Source organism: Microbacterium sp. BK668 (assembly GCF_004362195.1).
In the GTDB taxonomy this organism is placed as follows: Bacteria; Actinomycetota; Actinomycetes; order Actinomycetales; family Microbacteriaceae; genus Microbacterium.
The window spans coordinates 90,445-109,138 of sequence record NZ_SNWG01000002.1 but is presented as its reverse complement, the minus strand read 5'-3'; the positions used below and the strand labels follow the sequence as shown (position 1 = coordinate 109,138).

Here is an 18,694-nt window from a genome sequence, read left to right as displayed (position 1 = left end):
CACGCTACCGCCGACGCCCGACACCGCGTGTATCAGCGCGCGCGTGCGGCGCTCCTTCATCGACGAGGGTGACGCATTCCGCGGCACCCACGAGCAAGGAGGCGGGCGATGCCACCTGTCGATGAGACCACGCCGCGACCGGGCCGGGGACGCGTCACGAAAGTGAGCGCCAGAGAGCTCGGGCTGCGAACCCGGGCGAAGGCGCTGATGCTGGGCAATCCCAACTACTTCGGCACGAGACCCGGCACCTCGTTCGAAGCCGTCGAGAAGATCTCGTTCTCGACGACCTTCGAGCAGCTCACGTGCGTGGGCCTGAACCCGACGATCGATCAGCTCGAAGCCGTCGTGCGGGTGAGTCAGACCGCCGGCTACGGCGGGGCACTTTGCGGCGCGGGCTCTCGCGAGTACGTGCGCTTCTTCGTCAGCTACGACGCGGGAGCGACCTGGACGGATGCGGGGATGGACTCGTTCGCCGTGCACGACTCGGCAGGTGCCCGCCCCCTCGAATTCGCCGTCGACGTCGTGGCGCCGCTCAAGCACTTCTGGTGTCTGTTCGCGAGGCCCGTCCTGGTGCGGGCGATCCTCTCGTGGAACGCGGCGCCGACGGCGGGCGACCCCGACTTCTCGCCCGTCTGGGGCAACGTCGTCACGGTGTCGGTCGCGCCGCGGACGACCAAGCTCCCGCCGTGGTCGGAGTTCCTCCAGCACACCGACATCACGCTCCCTCCGGCGGTCCTGGCGCAGATCGATCCCGACGCGACGGTGACGCTCAAGGCCGCCGAGACGCTCTCGGTCGCCGAGCTGGCGCAGACGTACGCGGGGACGGATGTCGAGCCCCACCGCTTCCTCGCGCCCGCGATCTTCGACGAGATCGGCGTCGAGACGACTCGGGCCAGCATCGGACTCGTGCCTCCTGCCGCACCGACGGCACCGGGCATCGCCGCCGGCGTCGCGGCGGCGACGCCGTCGATCCCCATCCCTCCGCCCACTCCGCTGCCTCTGCCCGCGAGCTCACCGATCTTCCAGATCCCGCAGCTGAAGGACATCGATCTCGGCACCATCATCGCCACCCTCCTCAAGACCGACGGCGACACGTCGTACGAGGAGCTCGGCTGCATCGGCTACGACCCCGCAGAAGACGCCCTCATCGGCATCCTGACGGTCAAGAAGCCCAACGGCTACAGCGGCGGCCCCTGCACCGCCGGCAGCGTCGAGCACGTGGCCTTCTGGATCGACTGGGGCGGCGGGTGGTCCTACGTCGGAACCGCGGGAGTGGTGGTGCACGACGAGGACGTGCCCGACGGCGGCCTGCGGTTCGCCGTGTACCTTCCGCTGGCCTCGACGGCGCATCGGCGCGACTGCGCCGAGGGGCCTGTCGAGCCGCGGGTGCGTGCGATCCTGTCGTGGGCGACGCCGCCGCCACCCGCCGACCCGGAGTGGGTGCCCACGTGGGGCAACCGCGAAGAGGCGACGATCCAGCTGCCGGTGGGCGCGCTCTCGCCCCTCCGTCCGGTGTTCGACTTCGTGAGCGGAGTGAGCGTCTGCGACGTCGACCAGTCCGACGGCCGCACGGCCGGCGGAGACAACCCCTTCGGGGGTGTCGTGACGATCTCGGGATTCATCCCGGATGCCCCCGATGTCGCCGCCCCGCAGATGCGGTACCGCGTGCGGGTCCGCCCCTCCGGCTCGGCGCTGTGGACCACGCTCACGACTCCCTTCACGGTGGGCGGCACGCGGTGGATCGGGACGACCTTCCCGCAGTCCTACAGCCAGCTCCAGACGCCGGACGCGGACGGGTTCTTCCCGTACCTCGTCGACCGCAACATCGCCGGTGCGGGCTATCGCACCGTGTACGGCGACGTGCTGTATCCCTGGGACACGACGGCTCTGACGGCCGGGCTGTGGGAGATCGAGGTCGTCGCGAAGGACGCGTTCGGCACCGTGTATCCGGCGCAGATCCTGCAATGCTCCGACGGCACGGTCCGCACGACCGTGACGATCCGCCTGGACGAGAAGCCGCCGAAGGTCGTGCTCGAGATCACCGAGGTCGAACACCCCGACGGGTCGGTGCACGCCACGGGGCCCTGCAAGCGGTTCACGATCGGCGACAAGCTTCGGGGCACGTACGCCGTGACGGACGAGCACCTGTCGCAGATCTGGTTCGAGCTGCAGCCGGACTCGTCGGCGCTCGGCGCACTGCCGACGTTCTCGGGGCCGACCGCGTTCCCCGCCGTCACCACGACGGCCGGCGGCACGTGGGAGCTCGACACGAGCATCATGGCGGCCTGCGGATACGTGCTCACCCTGTGGGCGCACGACCGCACGATCACTCCCGGCGGCCCGTGGCGTGATCGCGTCCTCTTCGGGTTCTCCCTCGAGGCCTGACAGCTGGGGGGCGCCGCCCGGACCCGCTCCGGGCGGCGTACTCCCCTTGTCCTCGGCGGCCGGTGTAACACTCGGCCCCGACCTCGGCCGAGCCGGAAGAATGGGGCGATGGACTGGCAGACCTCCGAAGACACCGTGCCGTCGGCACCGGTGACGGAGGCCGACGCCCGGCTCCTCCTCGGCCGTCCTCCCGCGACGGGAGCCTGGCGAGACGGCGATCCCGCGGGCGATCGCCACTTCGCGGCCTTCGGCGCGTTCCGCACCGAGGGCGGGCGCGAACTTCCCGCCTACCGGCTCGCCTACGAGACGTGGGGTGAGCTGAACGCCGCCCGCGACAACGCGGTGCTCGTCCTCCACGCCCTGACCGGCGACAGCCACGTGCGCGGACCGGCCGGGCCGGGGCATCCCACCGCCGGATGGTGGGGCGACATCGTCGGACCCGGTGCCCCCATCGACACCGACGAGTGGTTCGTCGTGGCGCCCAACATGCTGGGCGGATGCCAGGGGTCGACCGGTCCCGCAAGCATCGCGCCCGACGGCTACGAGTGGGCCTCGCGCTTCCCGTACCTCACGATCCGCGATCAGGTCCGGGCCCAGGTGCGACTCGCCGACGCGCTGGGCATCGACCGGTGGGCGGCGGTGCTGGGCGGATCGATGGGAGGCATGCACGCCCTCGAGTGGGCGATCGCCCTGCCGGAGCGGGTCGCACGGGTCGGCGTGCTGTCGGCACCCCCGGTCAACACGGCCGACCAGATCGCGCTCAACTCCGTGCAGCTCGAGGCGATCTCGATCGACCCGCGCTTCCAGAACGGCAAATACTACGACGCCGACGCGGGTGATGGGCCGCATCGCGGGCTCGCCCTCGCCCGCCGCATGGCGCTGCTGAACTACCGGAGCCCCACCGAGCTCAACCAGCGCTTCCAGCGATCGTGGCAGTCCGGTGTGAGCCCGCTCGGGCACGGCGGGCGTTTCGCCGTCGAGTCGTACCTCGACTTCCACGGCAACCGCTTCACGCGCCGGTTCGACGCGAACAGCTACATCACCCTCGTCGAGGCGATGAACTCGCACGACATCGGCCGCGATCGCGGAGGCGTCGAGGATGCGCTCGCGGGCGTCACGGCCACGGCGCTCGTCCTCGGGATCGACAGCGACCGCCTCTTCCCCATCGAGGGCCAGCATCGGATCGCCCGCGGCATCCCGAACGCACTCGACGGAGACCGAGCCGTGGTGCTACCGAGCGACTTCGGCCACGACGGCTTCCTCATCGAGACGCACGCCGTGGGCGCGCACCTGCGCCGCCTGCTCGCCGCCTGACTCAGTCCGTGCGGGTGTAGGTCCAGGGGAGCGCGCCGAGGTCCAGGCGATGGCGCGCGGAGGACCCGGCCGCGGCATCCCCCTCGTACTCGGCGTCCTCCTGCCAGAGCAGCAGGGGGCCTGTCTCGCCTCGGCGCGCGACGGTCTCGAAGCGTCGGAAGCCGGCGAGGCGCAGCATCCCGAGCAGCGCCCGTACATCGCGCTGTCCCGCGAGCGTGTGAAGGGTCACCCACGTCGGCGGGTACAGCGTGACCTCTCCGCGCGCGTGGCGCTCGAGGACGACCGCCGGGTCGATCCACTCGGCTCCGACGGCCTCGTCCGGCGACAGCACGACGTCCCCGGTCGTCGCGCGCGCCGCGAAGAACCACGTGCGGATGCGCAGCGGCAGCCCCGGCGGCGGATCCCAGCACGACACGGTCCAGAGGTCTTCCGCGGCGAGCACGAGACCCGACTCCTCCCGGGTCTCCCGCACGCCCGCCCGGCGGGCGACGGCCTCCTCCGGCTCGCTGTCGCTCAGCCGGTCCTGCGGTTCCACCTTTCCGCCGGGGAACACCCAGGCGCCGGCGAACGAGCCGCGGTCGGGTCGCTCGATCATGAGCACCTCGGGGCCCCGGTCCCCGTCGCGCAGCACGACCACGGTCGCCGCGACGGGGATGTCGGGGTCGGCGCCGTCGCCCGGCACGCGGGGCCGCGACTCCCCCACGGCATCGGCGAGCGCCCGCACGGCGCGGTCGGTCGCGGTCGCGGGCGAGGTCGGCTCTGACACCCGCTCAGCCTACGTCCGGGTCGCGGGCCTCAGACCGCGACGGGCTCGCGGCGGCGCGCGACCGAGAGGCTGACGACCGCGAGCACGAAGCCGGCGAGCGCAAGGGCGACCCCGACCCACGCGGGAGCCACGAACCCCCATCCGAGCGCGATGACGGCGCCGCCGAGGAAGGCGCCGAGGCTGTTCCCCATGTTCAGGGCGGAGTGGTTAAGCGCCGCCGCGATGGACTGGTTGTCCTCCGCGACGTCCATGAGGCGCGTCTGGATCGCCGGGCTCAGGCACGCCGAGATGAAGCCCGTCGCGAAGACGAAGACGGCGAGCGCCCAGAGCGTCTGCGCCGACACCGCCAGCAGGCTCTGGACGAGAGCGAGCGCGATGAAACCGCCCAGCATCGTGCGCGTCAGGTCGATGTCGGCGACCACGCCGCCGACGAGGTTGCCGACCGTCATGCCCAGTCCCATGACGATGAGGACGAGCGGGACGACCCACGCCGGCGAGCCGGCCACTTCGGTGATCATGGGCGCCACGTAGCTGTAGACGGCGAAGAAGCCGCCGAAGCCGATGGCGCCGACGGCGAGCGTGAGCCAGACCTGCCCGATGCGGAAGACGCGCAGCTCGGCGCGGAACGTGCGGGCGCGGTCGCCGTCGTGTGCGGGCACGAAGAAGGCGATGCAGACCGCGGCGAGCGCGAAGATCCCGGCGACGACCATGAAGGCGGACCGCCAGCCCGCCTGCTGGCCGAGGTACGTGCCGAGAGGGACCCCGACGACGTTCGCCACGGTCAGTCCGGTCAGCACGAAGGCGACGCCCTTGGCCCGCTTGCCGGGACCCAGCACCTCGGCCGCCACGAGTGCGCCGATGCCGAAGTACGCGCCGTGCGGGAGACCTGCCAGGAACCGGGATGCTGCGACCAGCTCGAAGCTCGGAAGCAGGAACGTCAGGGCGTTGAAAACCGTGAGCGCGATGGCCAGGCCCAGCATGACGCGGTGCCGCGGGTACTTGGCGACCACGGCGGCGATGGTCGGAGCGCCGACGACGACGCCGAGCGCGTACAGCGTGATGAGCCACCCGGCCTGAGCGATGGCCGCCTCGGAGTCGGAGGCCCACAGCGACGGCAGGAGGTCCTGTGCGATGTCGGGGAGCAGGCCCATCACGACGAACTCGGTCATGCCGATGCCGAAGCTGCCCACGGCGAGAGAGAGGAGCGCCCACGTCGCCGCACCCCTCGAGAGATTCGAGGAGGTCACGCCGTCATGCTAGCGGGCGGGGAGACACGTTGTCGAATCGATTCGACACGCTCGGACCCGCCAGAGACACACGGACCCCGATCGTGCCAGCGGAACGAGACGGCGTCAGGGTCCCTCGAGCGACGACCCCTCCTCCGAGAGCGCCTCCTCGAGACGGTCGACCTTCGCGTCGAGCTCACCGGTGTAGCCCGGGCGGATGTCGGCCTTCAGGACCAGCGAGACGCGCGAGCCGAAGGGCAGCACGGCGTCGGTGGCCTGCTTGACGACCGCGAACACCTCGTCCCACTCCCCCTCGATCTCGGTGAACATCGATGTCGTCCGCGACGGCAGCCCGCTGTCGCGGACGATCCGCACCGCCGCGGCGACGGCGTCGTGCACGGAGCCGTCGGCACGGCCGGTGCCGCTCGGGGCGACGGAGAAGGCGACGAGCATGGATCCTCCAGGGGTCAGGCGAGGGCGTCGGCGTGGCGCGGGGCGCGCACACGAGGATGGGTCGGCACGCGGCAGAGCCGGACGACGACCCAGACGAACAGCACCACGACGAGGACGTTGCGGATCGTCAGGAGCGTCGCGGGGAACGGCCACGCCAGCAGGAGCGAGAAGTACGCGAGCGGGTACACCCCGAGGGTGAAGCCCGCGATGACCAGTGCGAGGATCGCGGGCGGCCACCAGCGACGACGGTCGATCGCGAGTCCGACGACGATCGGCGCGGCGATCCATGTCATGTACTGAGGCGAGCCGACCTTGTTGAAGACGATGAGTGCGAGCACGAGCGCGAGTGCGAGGTTCGGGTAGAGGCCGGCGAACGACGCGCCGCCCCGCGCCTTGTAGACGCCCACGCCCGCGACCGCGGCGACAGCGAGGACGAGGAGAGGCGTCATGATCGCGATGACGGTGTCGACGAGCGGTCCCGTGACCTGGAACGTCAAGAGGTCCTGCTCGTAGTAGATCTGCGAACCCGGGATGCGGGCGACCGCCTGCCAGACGTACACCGTGCTCACGGGCGCCTCGAGCTGGAGGCCGCGGTCGGTCTGGTCGAGGACGAACCCGAACAGGTGCGAGGCACCGCCCATCGCGAGCACCCACACGACGACCGCCGCCGAGACGGCGACCGCGGCGCCGAGAACCGCGAGGCGGCGGCGAACGGCGACGAGCGCCGCGGCGATCAGCGCGGCGGGCCACACCTTGATCCACATGGCCACCGCCAGCAGAGCCGACCCGACCCACGGGCGCCCCACGAGCCACAGGCTGCCCGCGATCGCGAGGGGCACGGTGACGCCGTCGAGGCGATACATGCCGACGGGCCCCAGCACGGCGATGAACGCCAGCCAGAACCACGCGGCCACCCACCGCCCCGTCGAGCGCCCCCGCCCCACCAGGAGCGCGAAGGCGAGGGCGTCGCAGAGCGTCACGAGGATCGCCCAGCCGACCTCGTAGCCGGCCAGCCAGGAGAACAGCCACGCGATGAGCATCGGGACGATCGCCAGCTGCGGATACACCCACGACTCGGTGATGCCCACCAGGGCCGCGCCGGCGGGGAACCCGGCACTCAGGACGGGCTGGATGTCGAGGCCGGCCAGCCACGCCCGGGACCACGGCTCGTACACCCGGTAGACGTCGCCCATCGGCTCGTTGGGAAGGAGGAAACCGAGCGCCGCCACCCCGACGTGGACGATGACGAACGCGACCCAGAGCACCGCCCGCCTCGACACGCCCCCATCCTAGGCGAGCCCGCCGCCCGGTCCTGCCGCCGCGTCAGGCCGCGGCGAGCGCCTCGGCGACCACGCGCGGAAGGGCCTCTGCGACATCGAGTGCGGTGATGGGGCCGCCTCCCTCCCCGGCAGCCGACGAGGCGAGCCGCGCCGCGCGGCCGTGCAGCCACGCGCCCGAGGCCGCCAGCGCGGCCAGGCGCTCCGCGTCGAGCTCGCCGCCTGCGGCGGCACCGGCGACGAGCGCCCCGATCACCCCGCCCAGCACGTCGCCGGTACCCGCCGTCGCGAGCCACGGGGTTCCCGCATCGACGGTCGTGCTCCATCCCGACGGCGAGGCGACGACCGTCGCACTTCCCTTGAGCAGCACCGCTCCGCCCAGGGCCGCCGCCGTCTCGGCGGCCGCCCGTGCCCGGGCTGAGGCATCCTCGGGCACCTCGTCGTCGAGCCCCAGCGCCCCGCGCAGCCTCGCATGCTCACGCGCATGCGGCGTCACGACGATCGGCGCCGTCGCCGCGACGACGAGGTCGAGGGCACCCGCGTCCACGACGACAGGCACCTCACCGGTGAGCAGCGCCCGCAGCGCGTGGGTCTCGTCCCCGCGGCGGGCCGAGGCATCCGTCCCCGACCCGATGAGCCATGCCTGCACGCGGCCGTCCTGCGACACGGTCTCGGGACGGCGCTGCAGCACGAGGTCTCGCGCGGCGCCGATGTATCGCACCATGCCGACGCCTGTGCGCCACGCCGCCTCGACGCCGAGCACCGCCGCGCCGGGGTAGAGCTCGGAGCCGGTCCGGATGCCGAGCACCCCGCGGGAATACTTGTCATCCGCGGCCGTTGGCCTCCGAAGGGTCCCGGCGACGTCCGAGATCGTCCACGATCCGCCCATTTCGACACCCTAACCGCGCAGGAGCGCCCGATGACCTCCATCCTGTTCTCGCCCGTCACGATCCGCGGACTCGAGGTCCGCAACCGGCTGTGGGTGGCTCCGATGTGCCAGTACAGCGCCGTCGAGGGGGTCCCGCAGGAGTGGCACCACACGCACCTGGCGCAGTTCGCGTCGGGAGGCGCGGGCATCGTCATGGCCGAGGCCACGGCGGTGTCGCCCGAGGGCCGCATCTCCCCCGAGGACACCGGCATCTGGAACGACGAACAGGTGGATGCCTGGAGGCCGATCGTCGCGGCCGTCGCAGCCCGGGGAGCCGTCCCCGCCCTGCAGCTCGCGCACGCCGGCCGCAAGGCCTCGACGTGGTCGCCCTTCACGCACCGCCGCGGCACGGTGCCCGCCGCGGAGGGCGGCTGGCAGACCGTCGCGCCGTCGGCGGTCGCCTTCGAGGGCTTCGACGAGCCGATCGCGCTCAACGTGGCGGGGATCGACGAGGTCGTCGACGACTTCGCGGCGGCCACCGGCCGCGCGGTCGAGGCCGGCTTCGAGCTGCTCGAGATCCACGCCGCGCACGGCTACCTGCTTCACCAGTTCCTCTCGCCGCTGTCGAACCGCCGCGACGACGAGTACGGCGGGTCGCTCGAGAACCGCGCGCGCCTGCTCCTGCGGGTGATCGACGCGGTCCGGGATGCCGCGCCCGCTGTCCCGCTCCTCGTGCGGTTCTCGGCAACCGACTGGGCCGAGGGCGGCTGGACCGTCGAGGACACCGCGACCGTCGCGGGCTGGGCGGCAGGGCGAGGCGTCGACTTCTTCGACATCTCCAGCGGCGGGCTCGTCGCGCACCAGCGGATCGTTCCGGGCCCGGGCTACCAGGTGCACCTCGCGCGTCACGTCCGCGAGGCGGCGGGTGTTCCGGTGAGCGCGGTCGGCCTCATCGACTCCGGCAGGCAGGCCGAGGAGATCCTCCGCCGCGGCGACGCCGACGCGATCATGTCGGCGCGGGAGTGGCTGCGCGACCCCCACTTCGGCCTCCGCGCTGCCGGCGAACTCGGCGCCGACATCGACTACTGGCCGAAGCAGTACGTCCGGGCACGTCCCCACCGCTGACCCGGGCCGCTCCTGACCGCAGGTCCGGGGCGTTTCGTCTCGCTCCGCTCGCTCAACGACCGGGACGGCCGGCACGTCCCCACCGCTGACCCGGGCCGCTCCTGACCGCAGGTCCGGGGCGTTTCGTCTCGCTCCGCTCGCTCAACGACCGGGGAGGGCCGGCGCGCGACGCCGGCCCCCGGGCGCATCAGCGCAGCCCGCGACGCGTCGCGTCCTGCACCTCGCCGATCAGCTCCTCGATGATGTCCTCGAGGAACAGCACGGCCGTCGTCTCCCCGGCCGCGTTTCGCACCTGCGCCAGGTGCCGGCCGGCGCGGCGCATGAGGGCCAGCGCGTCCTCGAGGTCGGTGGTCTCGAGCACCGGCACCATGTGGTGGATGCGCTTGGCCGGGAGCGGACGCGCGACGTCGGCCGCGGCATCCGGTCCCTCGGCTGCCCGCAGGACGTCCTTCAGGTGCACGTACCCGACCGGCGCGCCGTCGGTGCCCACGATGACGTATCGCGAGAAGCCGTGCTTCGCCACGGCCCGCTCGATCTCGTCGGCCGTCGTCAGCTCGGGAAGCGTCACGAGGTCGCCGAGGGGCACCGCGACATCCATCGCCTTCTTGTCGGTGAACTCCACCGCGGCGGCGACCGTGCCGGCGGCATCGTCGAGCACGCCCTCGATCCGCGACTGGTTGACGATCGTCGCCACCTCGTCGAGCGTGAAGGTCGAAGCGGCCTCGTCCTTCGGCTCGACCCGGAACAGGCGCAGCACGCTGTTGGCCACCCAGTTGAGCGACACGATGACGGGGTGGAACACTTTCGAGACCCACACCAGCGGCGTCGCCAGCATCAGCACAGCCCGGTCGGGGACCGAGAACGCGAGGTTCTTCGGCACCATCTCGCCGAACACGACGTGCAGGTACGAGACGAGCACGAGGGCGATCACGAAGGCGATGACGTCCACCGTCGTCTCGCTGAGGCCCGTCAGGCCGAGGGGCTCCGCCAGCAGGTGGTGGATCGCCGGCTCGGACACGTTGAGGATCAGCAGCGAGCAGATCGTGATTCCGAGCTGCGACGTCGCGAGCATGAGCGTCGCGTGCTCCATCGCGTACAGCGCGGTCTTGGCCGAGCGCGACCCCTTCTCGGCGAGCGGCTCGATCTGCGACCGGCGTGCGGAGATGACGGCGAACTCGGCGCCGACGAAGAAGGCGTTCGCGACGAGGAGCACGAACAGCCAGGCGATTCCCGCCCAGTCATTCATCGGTCGCCCCCTTCCTCGCGTCCAGGACGGGGACCGGCTTGGGCGTGAACCTCACCCGGTCGACGCGCCGGCCGTCCATCCGCTGCACCGCGAGGGTTCCGTCGTCGACCTCGACCTCGTCGCCCACGGCGGGGATGCGCTCCAGGACGCTCATGACGTAGCCGCCGACCGTGTCGTACACCTCGCCCTCGGGGACGCGGATGCCCGTGCGGTCGAGCAGCTCGTCGGGCCGGAGCTCTCCGGGGAACAGGACGTCGCCGTCGAGGCGGACGATGCCCGCCCGACGGCGATCGTGCTCGTCGAGCACTTCGCCGACGATCTCCTCGACGAGGTCCTCGAGCGTCACGACACCGGCCGTTCCGCCGTACTCGTCGACGACGACGGCCATCTGGTAGCCGCGGGCGCGCAGCTCCGACACCAGGGCGTCGAGGTGCACGGCCTCCGGCACGCGAAGGGGCTCGGTCGACAGGGCTGCGACGGGCACGTCGGCGCGCCGGTCGCGCGGCACCGCGACCGCCGCCTTGAGGTGCACGATGCCGACGATGTCGTCCATCGAGTCGTCGTACACGGGGAAGCGGCTGTGCCCCGTCCGCCGTGCGAGCTGGATCGCCTCCTCTGCGGAGTCGCCCGCCTGGAGGGCGTGGATGCTGGGGCGCGGCGTCATGACGTCGGACGCCGTCAGCCGGGCGAAGGTCAAGCTGCGGTCCAGGAGCGATGCCGTGTCCTCTTCGAGCACGCCGGCGCTCGCCGAGCGCCGGACGAGGCTCGACAGCTCCTCGGCCGTCCGCGCGCCCGAGAGCTCCTCCTTCGGTTCGACGCCGATCGCGCGGAGCACGCCGTTCGCGCTCCCGTTGAGCACGACGATCGCGGGACGGAAGACGGTCGTGAACGCGACCTGGAAGGGCATCACCACCTTGGCCGTCTGCCGCGGCAGTGCGAGCGCGAAGTTCTTCGGGACCAGCTCGCCCAGGATCATCGAGAGGATGGTCGCGACCGAGACGCCGATGAAGACCGAGACGGGTGCGACGATCCCGGCGGGCAGCCCCCACGCGGTGAACACCGGCGCGAGCAGGCTCGAGATCGCGGGCTCCATCGTGTAGCCGGTGAGGAGCGTCGTCAGCGTGATTCCCAGCTGCGCGCTCGACAGGTGCGTCGACGTGATCTTGAGCGCGCTGATGGTCAGCGACAGGCGGGATTCCCCGCGCTCGCGCCGAGCCTCGAGGTCGGCGCGGTCCAGATTGACGAGGGCGAACTCGCTCGCGACGAACAGTCCGGTCCCGATGGTGAGCAGGAGCCCCACGCCCAACATGACGTATTCCATCACGCATCACCTCCATCAGAGGGGGAGGCGGGTCGGTGGGGCCAGGGTCTACAAGAGGGAGGGTCGTCCATCGTGCCCTCAAGTCTACGGCAGGCTTCCCGCCGCAACATGGGCGAGCGCCGGTGCCCGGGCATCCGTCTGTCAAGCCCTGAGTGCACAGTGCTCGCCCTGAGCACAATGGTGATCTCGCCACCCTCGTCACATGCCGGAATCGAGCTACGTGGAGGTGCGATGAGCACGACCGACCAGCGCCAGGAGAACACTGAGCGCACGCCCGACCCCGAGCACCCGGAGAAGCCGGATCGCCTGCGCGACATCGACAAGCGCTCCTGGAAGTACGTCTTCCGCAACACAATCCGGGAGTTCTCGGACGACGAGTGCACCGACATCGCCGCAGCCCTGACCTACTACGCGATGCTCTCGCTCTTCCCCGCCCTGATCGCGGTGTTCTCGATCCTCGGCGTGATCGGTCAGGGCGAGCAGGCGGCCGGCGCCATCACCGGCATCATCTCGAACTTCGCGCCGGACGCGGCGGACGCGCTCGAGGGTCCGCTCACCGACATGGCGACCTCCCCGGGCGCGGGCTTCGCCCTGGTCTCCGGCATCGTCCTCGCGATCTGGGCGGCCTCCGGGTACGTCGGCGCCTTCAGCCGCGCGATGAACCGGATCTACGAGATCCGCGAGGGCCGACCCTTCTGGAAGCTGAAGCCCGCACAGCTTCTGATCACGGTGATCGGCATCATCCTCATCGCGATCGCGGCCGTCATCCTCGTCGTGTCAGGCCCCGTGGCGGAAGCCGTCGGCGACGCGCTCGGCCTCGGCGAGGTCGCGACGACGGTGTGGTCCATCGCGAAGTGGCCGGTCCTGGCGGTCATCATCGTCCTGATGGTCGCGATCCTCTACTACGCGGCTCCCAATGCGAAGCAGCCGAAGTTCCGCTGGATCAGCGTCGGGTCGCTCCTCGCCATCCTCGTCCTCGTCCTCGCGACGGTGGCGTTCGGCTTCTACGTCACCAATTTCTCGAACTACGACAGGACCTACGGATCGCTCGCCGGCGTCGTGATCTTCCTCCTGTGGCTCTGGATCGCGAACCTCGCACTGCTGTTCGGCGCGGAGTTCGACGCGGAGCTCGAGCGCGGGCGTCAGGTGCAGGGCGGCATCGCCGCGGAGGAGGACATCCAGCTGCCGCCGCGCGACGACCGCAACATCAAGAAGAAGGAGAAGAAGGAGGAGGAGTCGATCCAAGAGGGCCGCGCCATCCGCGAGGAGCACGACGACGATGACGATGTGGCGCCGCGCCGCCGGGGCGGCGCCACCGGCTGACGGGGCGCTACCAGCTGACGGGGAGCGCCTTGCCCTCCTCGTAGCCGGCTGCGGACTGCAGACCGACGCGCGCGCGGTCGTGGAACTCCGCGACCGTCGTCGCGCCGGCATAGGTGAAGGACGAGCGGACGCCTGACGTGATCATGTCGAGCAGGTCCTCCAGGCTCGGGCGGAGCGGATCGAGGTAGATCTTCGACGAGGAGATCCCCTCGGCGAACAGCTCCTTCCGCGCGAGCTCGTACGGGTCCAGCCGGCCGAATCGCTCGTGCACCGCCTTGGTCGAGGCCATTCCCCACGACTCCTTGTAGGCACGGCCTGCGCCGTCGATCTGCAGTTCCCCGGGGGCCTCGATCGTTCCCGCGAACCACGACCCGATCATGACGGATGCCGCGCCCGCCGCCAGTGCGAGGGCGACGTCGCGCGGGTATCGCACACCGCCGTCCGCCCACACGTGGGCGCCCATGACCCGTGCCGCCTCGGCGGTCTCGAGCACCGCGGAGAACTGGGGCCGGCCGACGGCCGTCATCATGCGGGTCGTGCACATCGCACCGGGGCCGACACCGACCTTGAGGATGTCGGCGCCCGCCGTGACGAGATCGTGCACGCCTTCAGCCGTCACGACGTTGCCGGCCGCGATCGGGATGCCGAGATCCAGTTCCGACACCGCCCGGAGTGCCCCGAGCATGCCCTCCTGGTGGCCATGGGCCGTGTCGACGACGAGCACGTCGACCCCGGCTGCGGCGAGCGCCCTCGCCTTGGCGGCGACGTCGCCGTTGATGCCGACGGCTGCCGCGACGCCGAGGCGCCCGCCGGTGTCGACGGCCGGGCGGTAGAGGTTGGAGCGCAGCGCCGTGCGGCGGGAGAGGGTTCCCACGAGGAAGCCGTGGTGCAGGACGCACACCGTCTCGGCACCGGCACCGACGATGAGGTCGAATGCGTGCCGCGGCGTCTCGACGTCGTCGGCGTCGATGGAGGCGGCGTGTCCGCGGGCCAGGTCGCCGAGACGGGCGTCGGGCAGGGCGGTGCCCAGTCGCGTTGCCGGGATGACACCCAGGATCTCCTCGATCCGGATCCCTTCGGCGTGGACCGCCGGCGGCGCCACGACGATGCCGTGCCCTTCGGTCGCGGGCAGGAGCCGGCCAGCATCGGCGACGGTGGCCTCGGGAGGGAGCACGAGAGGGGTGTCCCACAGGACGGGCTGGGACTTCACCCAGCGGATCGCGGCATCCAGCTCCTGCAGCGGCATGTCCTGCGGCAGGACGCCGAGTCCGCCGCGGCGCGCCAGCGTCGCCGCCAGGCGCGCCCCGGTCACGGAGTTCATATTCGCCGAGACGAGCGGGATCGTCGCCGGAGTGCCGTCGCCGGGAGCGAGATCGACATCCAGTCGGCTCGTGACCGACGACCTGCGCGGCACCAGGAAGACGTCCGAGTAGGTCAGGTCGACGTCGGGCCGCTCACCGTAGAACTCCACGCATCAAGGGTAGTGATTCCTGCCTGTGGGAATAATGATGCGGATTCTTGCGCCTGGCGGCCCTTCCCCCCAGGCGCCGGCGCGGGAGACTGGGTTAGGCTTGACAGTCGCGCGTGCGGGCGCTGTCAGCCCGCATGTTCAGGAGATCTTCACCGATGAAAGCAGGCGATCGAGCGTGTCTAGCCAGGTGACGGGCGTCGGAGTTTCGAGCGAAGGAGAGTTCGGAGCGAACGAATGGCTCGTCGAGGAGCTGTACGAGCAGTTCAAGGTCGACAGGAACTCGGTGGACAAGGCGTGGTGGCCGATCCTCGAGACCTACCGCCCCGCCGGTGAGGCCGCCGCGCAGGCTCCGGACGCGCCGCCTCCCTCAGCCGCGGCGCAGGCGCCCGAGCAGGCCGCCGCCCCTGCATCCGAGTCGCGGCCCGTGACGGCGCCGGTACCGGTCGTCGGCGCGCAGCCCGTCGCCCGCACGACGGCGAAGCCCGCCGCGAATCAGCCGATCCCCGCTCAGGCGCCTGCGGTGGTCCCCTCGACGGGCGAGGCGTCGACCGAGGAGGACCAGATCACCGTCCTCCGCGGGATGACCAAGACCCTCGCCGCCAACATGGACGACTCGCTCACGGTTCCGACCGCCACGAGCGTGCGCACGGTCCCGGCGAAGCTGATGATCGACAACCGCATCGTGATCAACAATCACATGGCGCGCACGCGCGGCGGCAAGGTGAGCTTCACGCACCTCATCGGCTGGGCGATCATCCGGACGCTGCAGGAGTTCCCGAGCCAGAACGTCTTCTACGCCGAGATCGACGGCAAGCCCTCCGTCGTCGCGCCGGCGCACGTCAACCTCGGCATCGCGATCGACCTGCCCAAGCCCGACGGCACGCGCTCGCTCCTGGTCCCCAGCATCAAGCGCGCCGAGACCCTCAGCTTCGGCGAGTTCCTTGCGTCGTACGAGGACCTCATCACACGCGCGCGCAGCAACAAGCTGACGGCGGCCGACTTCCAGGGAACGACGATCTCGCTGACCAACCCCGGCGGCATCGGCACCGTCCACTCGGTCCCTCGCCTCATGAGGGGACAGGGATGCATCGTCGGCGCCGGCGCGCTGGAGTACCCGGCCGAGTTCCAGGGCTCGAGCGAGAAGACCCTGGTCGAGCTCGGCATCGGCAAGACGATCACCCTCACGAGCACGTACGACCACCGCGTCATCCAGGGCGCCGGCTCGGGCGAGTTCCTCAAGAAGGTGCACGAGCTGCTCATCGGCCAGCGCAACTTCTACGAGGACATCTTCGCCGCCCTGCGCATCCCCTACGCTCCGATCCACTGGGCCCACGACATCAACGTCGACGTGGCCGAGCGCGTCGACAAGACCGCGCGCGTCCAGGAGCTCATCAACTCCTTCCGCGTCCGCGGCCACCTCATGGCCGACATCGATCCGCTCGCCTACATCCAGCGCACCCACCCCGACCTCGAGATCGAGAACCACGGCCTGACCTTCTGGGACCTCGACCGCGAGTTCGTCACGGGGGGCTTCGGCGGCAAGCGCGTCATGAAGCTCCGCGACATCCTCGGCGTCCTCCGCGACTCGTACTGCCGCACGATCGGCATCGAGTACATGCACATCCAGGACCCCGGCCAGCGCGCCTGGTTCCAGGAGCACGTCGAGGTGAAGTACCAGAAGCCCGGCCACGACGAGCAGCTGCGGATCCTGTCCAAGCTCAACGAGGCCGAAGCCTTCGAGACGTTCCTGCAGACGAAGTACGTCGGCCAGAAACGCTTCAGCCTCGAGGGCGGCGAGTCCCTCATCCCCCTGCTCGACGAGATCCTCCAGGGTGCCGCCCAGTCCGGCCTCGACGGCGCCGCCATCGGGATGGCGCACCGCGGTCGCCTGAACGTCCTCACCAACATCGCCGGCAAGACGTACGGTCAGGTCTTCCGCGAGTTCGAGGGCTCGGTCGCGGTCGGGAGCAAGAGCGGGTCGGGCGACGTCAAGTACCACCTCGGCACCGAGGGCACGTTCGTCGCGGATGGCGGCGAAGAGCTCCCGGTGCTGCTGGCCGCCAACCCGTCGCACCTCGAGACCGTCGACGGGGTGCTCGAGGGGATCGCCCGCGCGAAGCAGGACCGCAAGCCCGTCGGCACCTTCTCGTGGTTGCCGATCCTCGTCCACGGCGACGCGGCCTTCGCCGGGCAGGGCGTCGTCGTCGAGACCCTGCAGATGTCGCAGCTGCGCGGCTACCGCACGGGCGGCACGATCCACGTCGTCGTCAACAACCAGGTCGGCTTCACCACCATCCCGTCCGACGGCCGCAGCTCCATCTACGCCACGGACGTCGCCAAGACGATCCAGGCGCCGATCTTCCACGTGAACGGAGACGACCCGGAGGCCGTCGTCCGCGTCGCGCAGATCGCCTTCGCCTACCGCGAGCAGTTCCACCGCGACGTCGTGATCGACCTCGTCTGCTACCGCCGACGCGGACACAACGAGGGCGACGACCCGTCGATGACGCAGCCGCTCATGACGAACCTCATCGAGGCCAAGCGCTCCGTCCGCCGCCTCTACACCGAGTCGCTCGTCGGTCGCGGCGACATCACGGAAGAGGAGTACGAGAAGGCCAAGCTCGACTTCCAGAACGGCCTCGAAGTGGCGTTCGCCGATACGCACGCGGCGCAGACGGGAACCACCCCGGTCGTGACCGCGGCCGACGCCGCCGCGCCCGTGTCGGGCAGTCCCGAGACGACCGGCGTGCCCACCGAGATCCTCCACCTGATCGGCGACGCCTTCGTCAACAAGCCCGACGGCTTCACCGTGCACCCGAAGCTGCAGCAGCTGCTCGACAAGCGCCTCGATATGAGCCGCAACGGCGGCATCGACTGGGGCTTCGGAGAGCTCCTGGCGTTCGGATCGCTCCTCATCGAGGGGACGAACGTGCGCCTGGCGGGCCAGGACGCGCGCCGCGGCACGTTCGTGCAGCGCCACGCCGTCCTCCACGACCGGGCCAACGGACAGGAGTGGATCCCGCTCAGCAACCTGGCCGACAGCCAGGGCCGCTTCTGGGTCTACGACTCGCTCCTGAGCGAGTACGCCGCGATGGCGTTCGAGTACGGCTACTCGGTCGAGCGCGCCGACTCGCTGGTGCTGTGGGAGGCCCAGTTCGGCGACTTCGCCAACGGCGCCCAGTCCGTCATCGACGAGTACATCTCCGCCGCCGAGCAGAAGTGGGGCCAGCAGTCGAGCGTCGTGCTGCTGCTCCCCCACGGCTACGAAGGCCAGGGACCCGATCACTCGTCGGCCCGCATCGAGCGGTATCTGTCGATGTGCGCCCAGAACAACATGATCGTCGCGCGCCCCTCGACCCCCGCGTCGTACTTCCATCTGCTGCGGCGCCAGGCCTACGCCCGCCCGCGCCGGCCGCTCGTCGTCTTCACGCCGAAGGCGATGCTTCGACTGCGCGGCGCGACCAGCAAGGTCGAGGACTTCACGAGCGGCACCTTCCAGCCGGTGCTCGACGACGACCGCGGCATCGACAAGAGCGCCGTGACGCGCGTGCTTCTGCACGCCGGCAAGATCCACTGGGATCTGCGGGCGGAGCTGGAGAAGAGCCCCAACCCCGAGGTCGCCCTGGTCCGCCTCGAGCAGTTCTATCCGGCGCCGATCGACGAGCTCAATGCCGTGATCGACAGCTACCCGAACGCGCAGCTCTACTGGGTGCAGGATGAGCCGGAGAACCAGGGCGCCTGGCCGTTCATCGCGCTCGAGGTGGTCAAGCACCTGCACGGCCGCACGATCCGCCGGGTGTCGCGCAGCGCCGCGGCATCGCCGGCGACCGGCTCGCCCAAGGTGCACGCCGTCGAGCACGGCGAACTGATGAGGAAGGCGCTCACCACGGCGAAGAGCTGACGCCGAGCCGACCGGTGC

At 70.8% G+C, this 18,694-nt stretch carries 13 protein-coding genes; 5 read left to right on the top strand and 8 right to left on the bottom strand.

The features are described from left to right. The first annotated feature begins 108 nt into the window (after window positions 1–108). Both EV279_RS14405 and EV279_RS14400 read left to right on the top strand, forming a co-directional pair. Window positions 109–2,385, top strand: coding sequence for a hypothetical protein (locus EV279_RS14405; RefSeq protein WP_133545185.1), 2,277 nt, complete (start codon window positions 109–111; stop codon window positions 2,383–2,385). A 108-nt stretch (window positions 2,386–2,493) separates the two neighbouring features. Continuing rightward, window positions 2,494–3,699 carry a homoserine O-acetyltransferase gene (locus EV279_RS14400; RefSeq protein ID WP_133545183.1) on the top strand — a complete coding sequence of 402 codons (1,206 nt, stop codon included), beginning with the start codon at window positions 2,494–2,496 and terminating at the stop codon, window positions 3,697–3,699. Window position 3,700: 1 nt separating this feature from the next. On the opposite strand, the gene EV279_RS14395 is transcribed toward EV279_RS14400, so the two are convergent. The 5 genes from EV279_RS14395 to EV279_RS14375 form a co-directional block, all read right to left on the bottom strand. Continuing rightward, on the bottom strand, window positions 3,701–4,465 hold the full coding sequence (locus EV279_RS14395; RefSeq protein ID WP_133545181.1) for an NUDIX domain-containing protein: 765 nt from the start codon (window positions 4,463–4,465) through the stop codon (window positions 3,701–3,703). A gap of 29 nt (window positions 4,466–4,494) precedes the next feature. Next, window positions 4,495–5,712: an MFS transporter gene (locus tag EV279_RS14390; protein ID WP_279526930.1), complete on the bottom strand. Its 1,218-nt coding sequence runs from the start codon at window positions 5,710–5,712 to the stop codon at window positions 4,495–4,497. 105 nt (window positions 5,713–5,817) lie between these two features. Beyond that, entirely contained in the window at window positions 5,818–6,144 is a 327-nt protein-coding gene (locus EV279_RS14385) for a thiamine-binding protein (RefSeq protein WP_133545179.1), read from the bottom strand. Between the two features lie 14 nt (window positions 6,145–6,158). After that, window positions 6,159–7,424 (bottom strand): glycosyltransferase 87 family protein, encoded by a 1,266-nt coding sequence (locus tag EV279_RS14380; protein ID WP_133545177.1) that lies wholly within the window; start codon window positions 7,422–7,424, stop codon window positions 6,159–6,161. A gap of 43 nt (window positions 7,425–7,467) precedes the next feature. Continuing rightward, complete coding sequence (locus EV279_RS14375; RefSeq protein ID WP_133545175.1) at window positions 7,468–8,310, bottom strand: ADP/ATP-dependent (S)-NAD(P)H-hydrate dehydratase; 843 nt, start codon at window positions 8,308–8,310, stop codon at window positions 7,468–7,470. Window positions 8,311–8,340: 30 nt separating this feature from the next. Here EV279_RS14375 and EV279_RS14370 point away from each other — a divergent pair, with 30 nt between their 5' ends. Next, a complete protein-coding gene (locus tag EV279_RS14370) occupies window positions 8,341–9,414 on the top strand; it encodes an NADH:flavin oxidoreductase/NADH oxidase (protein WP_133545173.1) in 1,074 nt (357 codons plus the stop codon). A 187-nt stretch (window positions 9,415–9,601) separates the two neighbouring features. Here the strand turns inward: EV279_RS14370 and EV279_RS14365 are convergent, their stop codons facing one another. After that, entirely contained in the window at window positions 9,602–10,660 is a 1,059-nt protein-coding gene (locus tag EV279_RS14365) for a hemolysin family protein (RefSeq protein WP_133545171.1), read from the bottom strand. Further along, entirely contained in the window at window positions 10,653–11,981 is a 1,329-nt protein-coding gene (locus tag EV279_RS14360; RefSeq protein ID WP_133545169.1) for a hemolysin family protein, read from the bottom strand. The genes EV279_RS14365 and EV279_RS14360 overlap by 8 nt, the downstream gene beginning before the upstream one ends. 231 nt (window positions 11,982–12,212) lie before the next feature. On the opposite strand from EV279_RS14360, the gene EV279_RS14355 reads away from it, so the two are divergent. After that, complete coding sequence (locus EV279_RS14355; protein ID WP_133545167.1) at window positions 12,213–13,304, top strand: YihY/virulence factor BrkB family protein; 1,092 nt, start codon at window positions 12,213–12,215, stop codon at window positions 13,302–13,304. Between the two features lie 7 nt (window positions 13,305–13,311). On the opposite strand, the gene EV279_RS14350 is transcribed toward EV279_RS14355, so the two are convergent. Continuing rightward, on the bottom strand, window positions 13,312–14,775 hold the full coding sequence (locus EV279_RS14350) for a GuaB1 family IMP dehydrogenase-related protein (protein WP_133545165.1): 1,464 nt from the start codon (window positions 14,773–14,775) through the stop codon (window positions 13,312–13,314). Between the two features lie 175 nt (window positions 14,776–14,950). Between EV279_RS14350 and EV279_RS14345 the strand changes: the two genes are divergently transcribed. After that, window positions 14,951–18,676, top strand: coding sequence for a multifunctional oxoglutarate decarboxylase/oxoglutarate dehydrogenase thiamine pyrophosphate-binding subunit/dihydrolipoyllysine-residue succinyltransferase subunit (locus tag EV279_RS14345; RefSeq protein WP_133545163.1), 3,726 nt, complete (start codon window positions 14,951–14,953; stop codon window positions 18,674–18,676). The last annotated feature ends 18 nt before the right edge of the window (window positions 18,677–18,694 follow it).

Coding starts and splice junctions, on each gene's coding strand:
- EV279_RS14405 (WP_133545185.1), top strand. CDS start 109: ATGCCACCTGTCGATGAGACCACGCCGCGACCGGGCCGGGGACGCGTC.
- EV279_RS14400 (WP_133545183.1), top strand. CDS start 2,494: ATGGACTGGCAGACCTCCGAAGACACCGTGCCGTCGGCACCGGTGACG.
- EV279_RS14385 (WP_133545179.1), bottom strand. CDS start 6,144: ATGCTCGTCGCCTTCTCCGTCGCCCCGAGCGGCACCGGCCGTGCCGAC.
- EV279_RS14375 (WP_133545175.1), bottom strand. CDS start 8,310: ATGGGCGGATCGTGGACGATCTCGGACGTCGCCGGGACCCTTCGGAGG.
- EV279_RS14370 (WP_133545173.1), top strand. CDS start 8,341: ATGACCTCCATCCTGTTCTCGCCCGTCACGATCCGCGGACTCGAGGTC.
- EV279_RS14365 (WP_133545171.1), bottom strand. CDS start 10,660: ATGAATGACTGGGCGGGAATCGCCTGGCTGTTCGTGCTCCTCGTCGCG.
- EV279_RS14360 (WP_133545169.1), bottom strand. CDS start 11,981: ATGGAATACGTCATGTTGGGCGTGGGGCTCCTGCTCACCATCGGGACC.
- EV279_RS14355 (WP_133545167.1), top strand. CDS start 12,213: ATGAGCACGACCGACCAGCGCCAGGAGAACACTGAGCGCACGCCCGAC.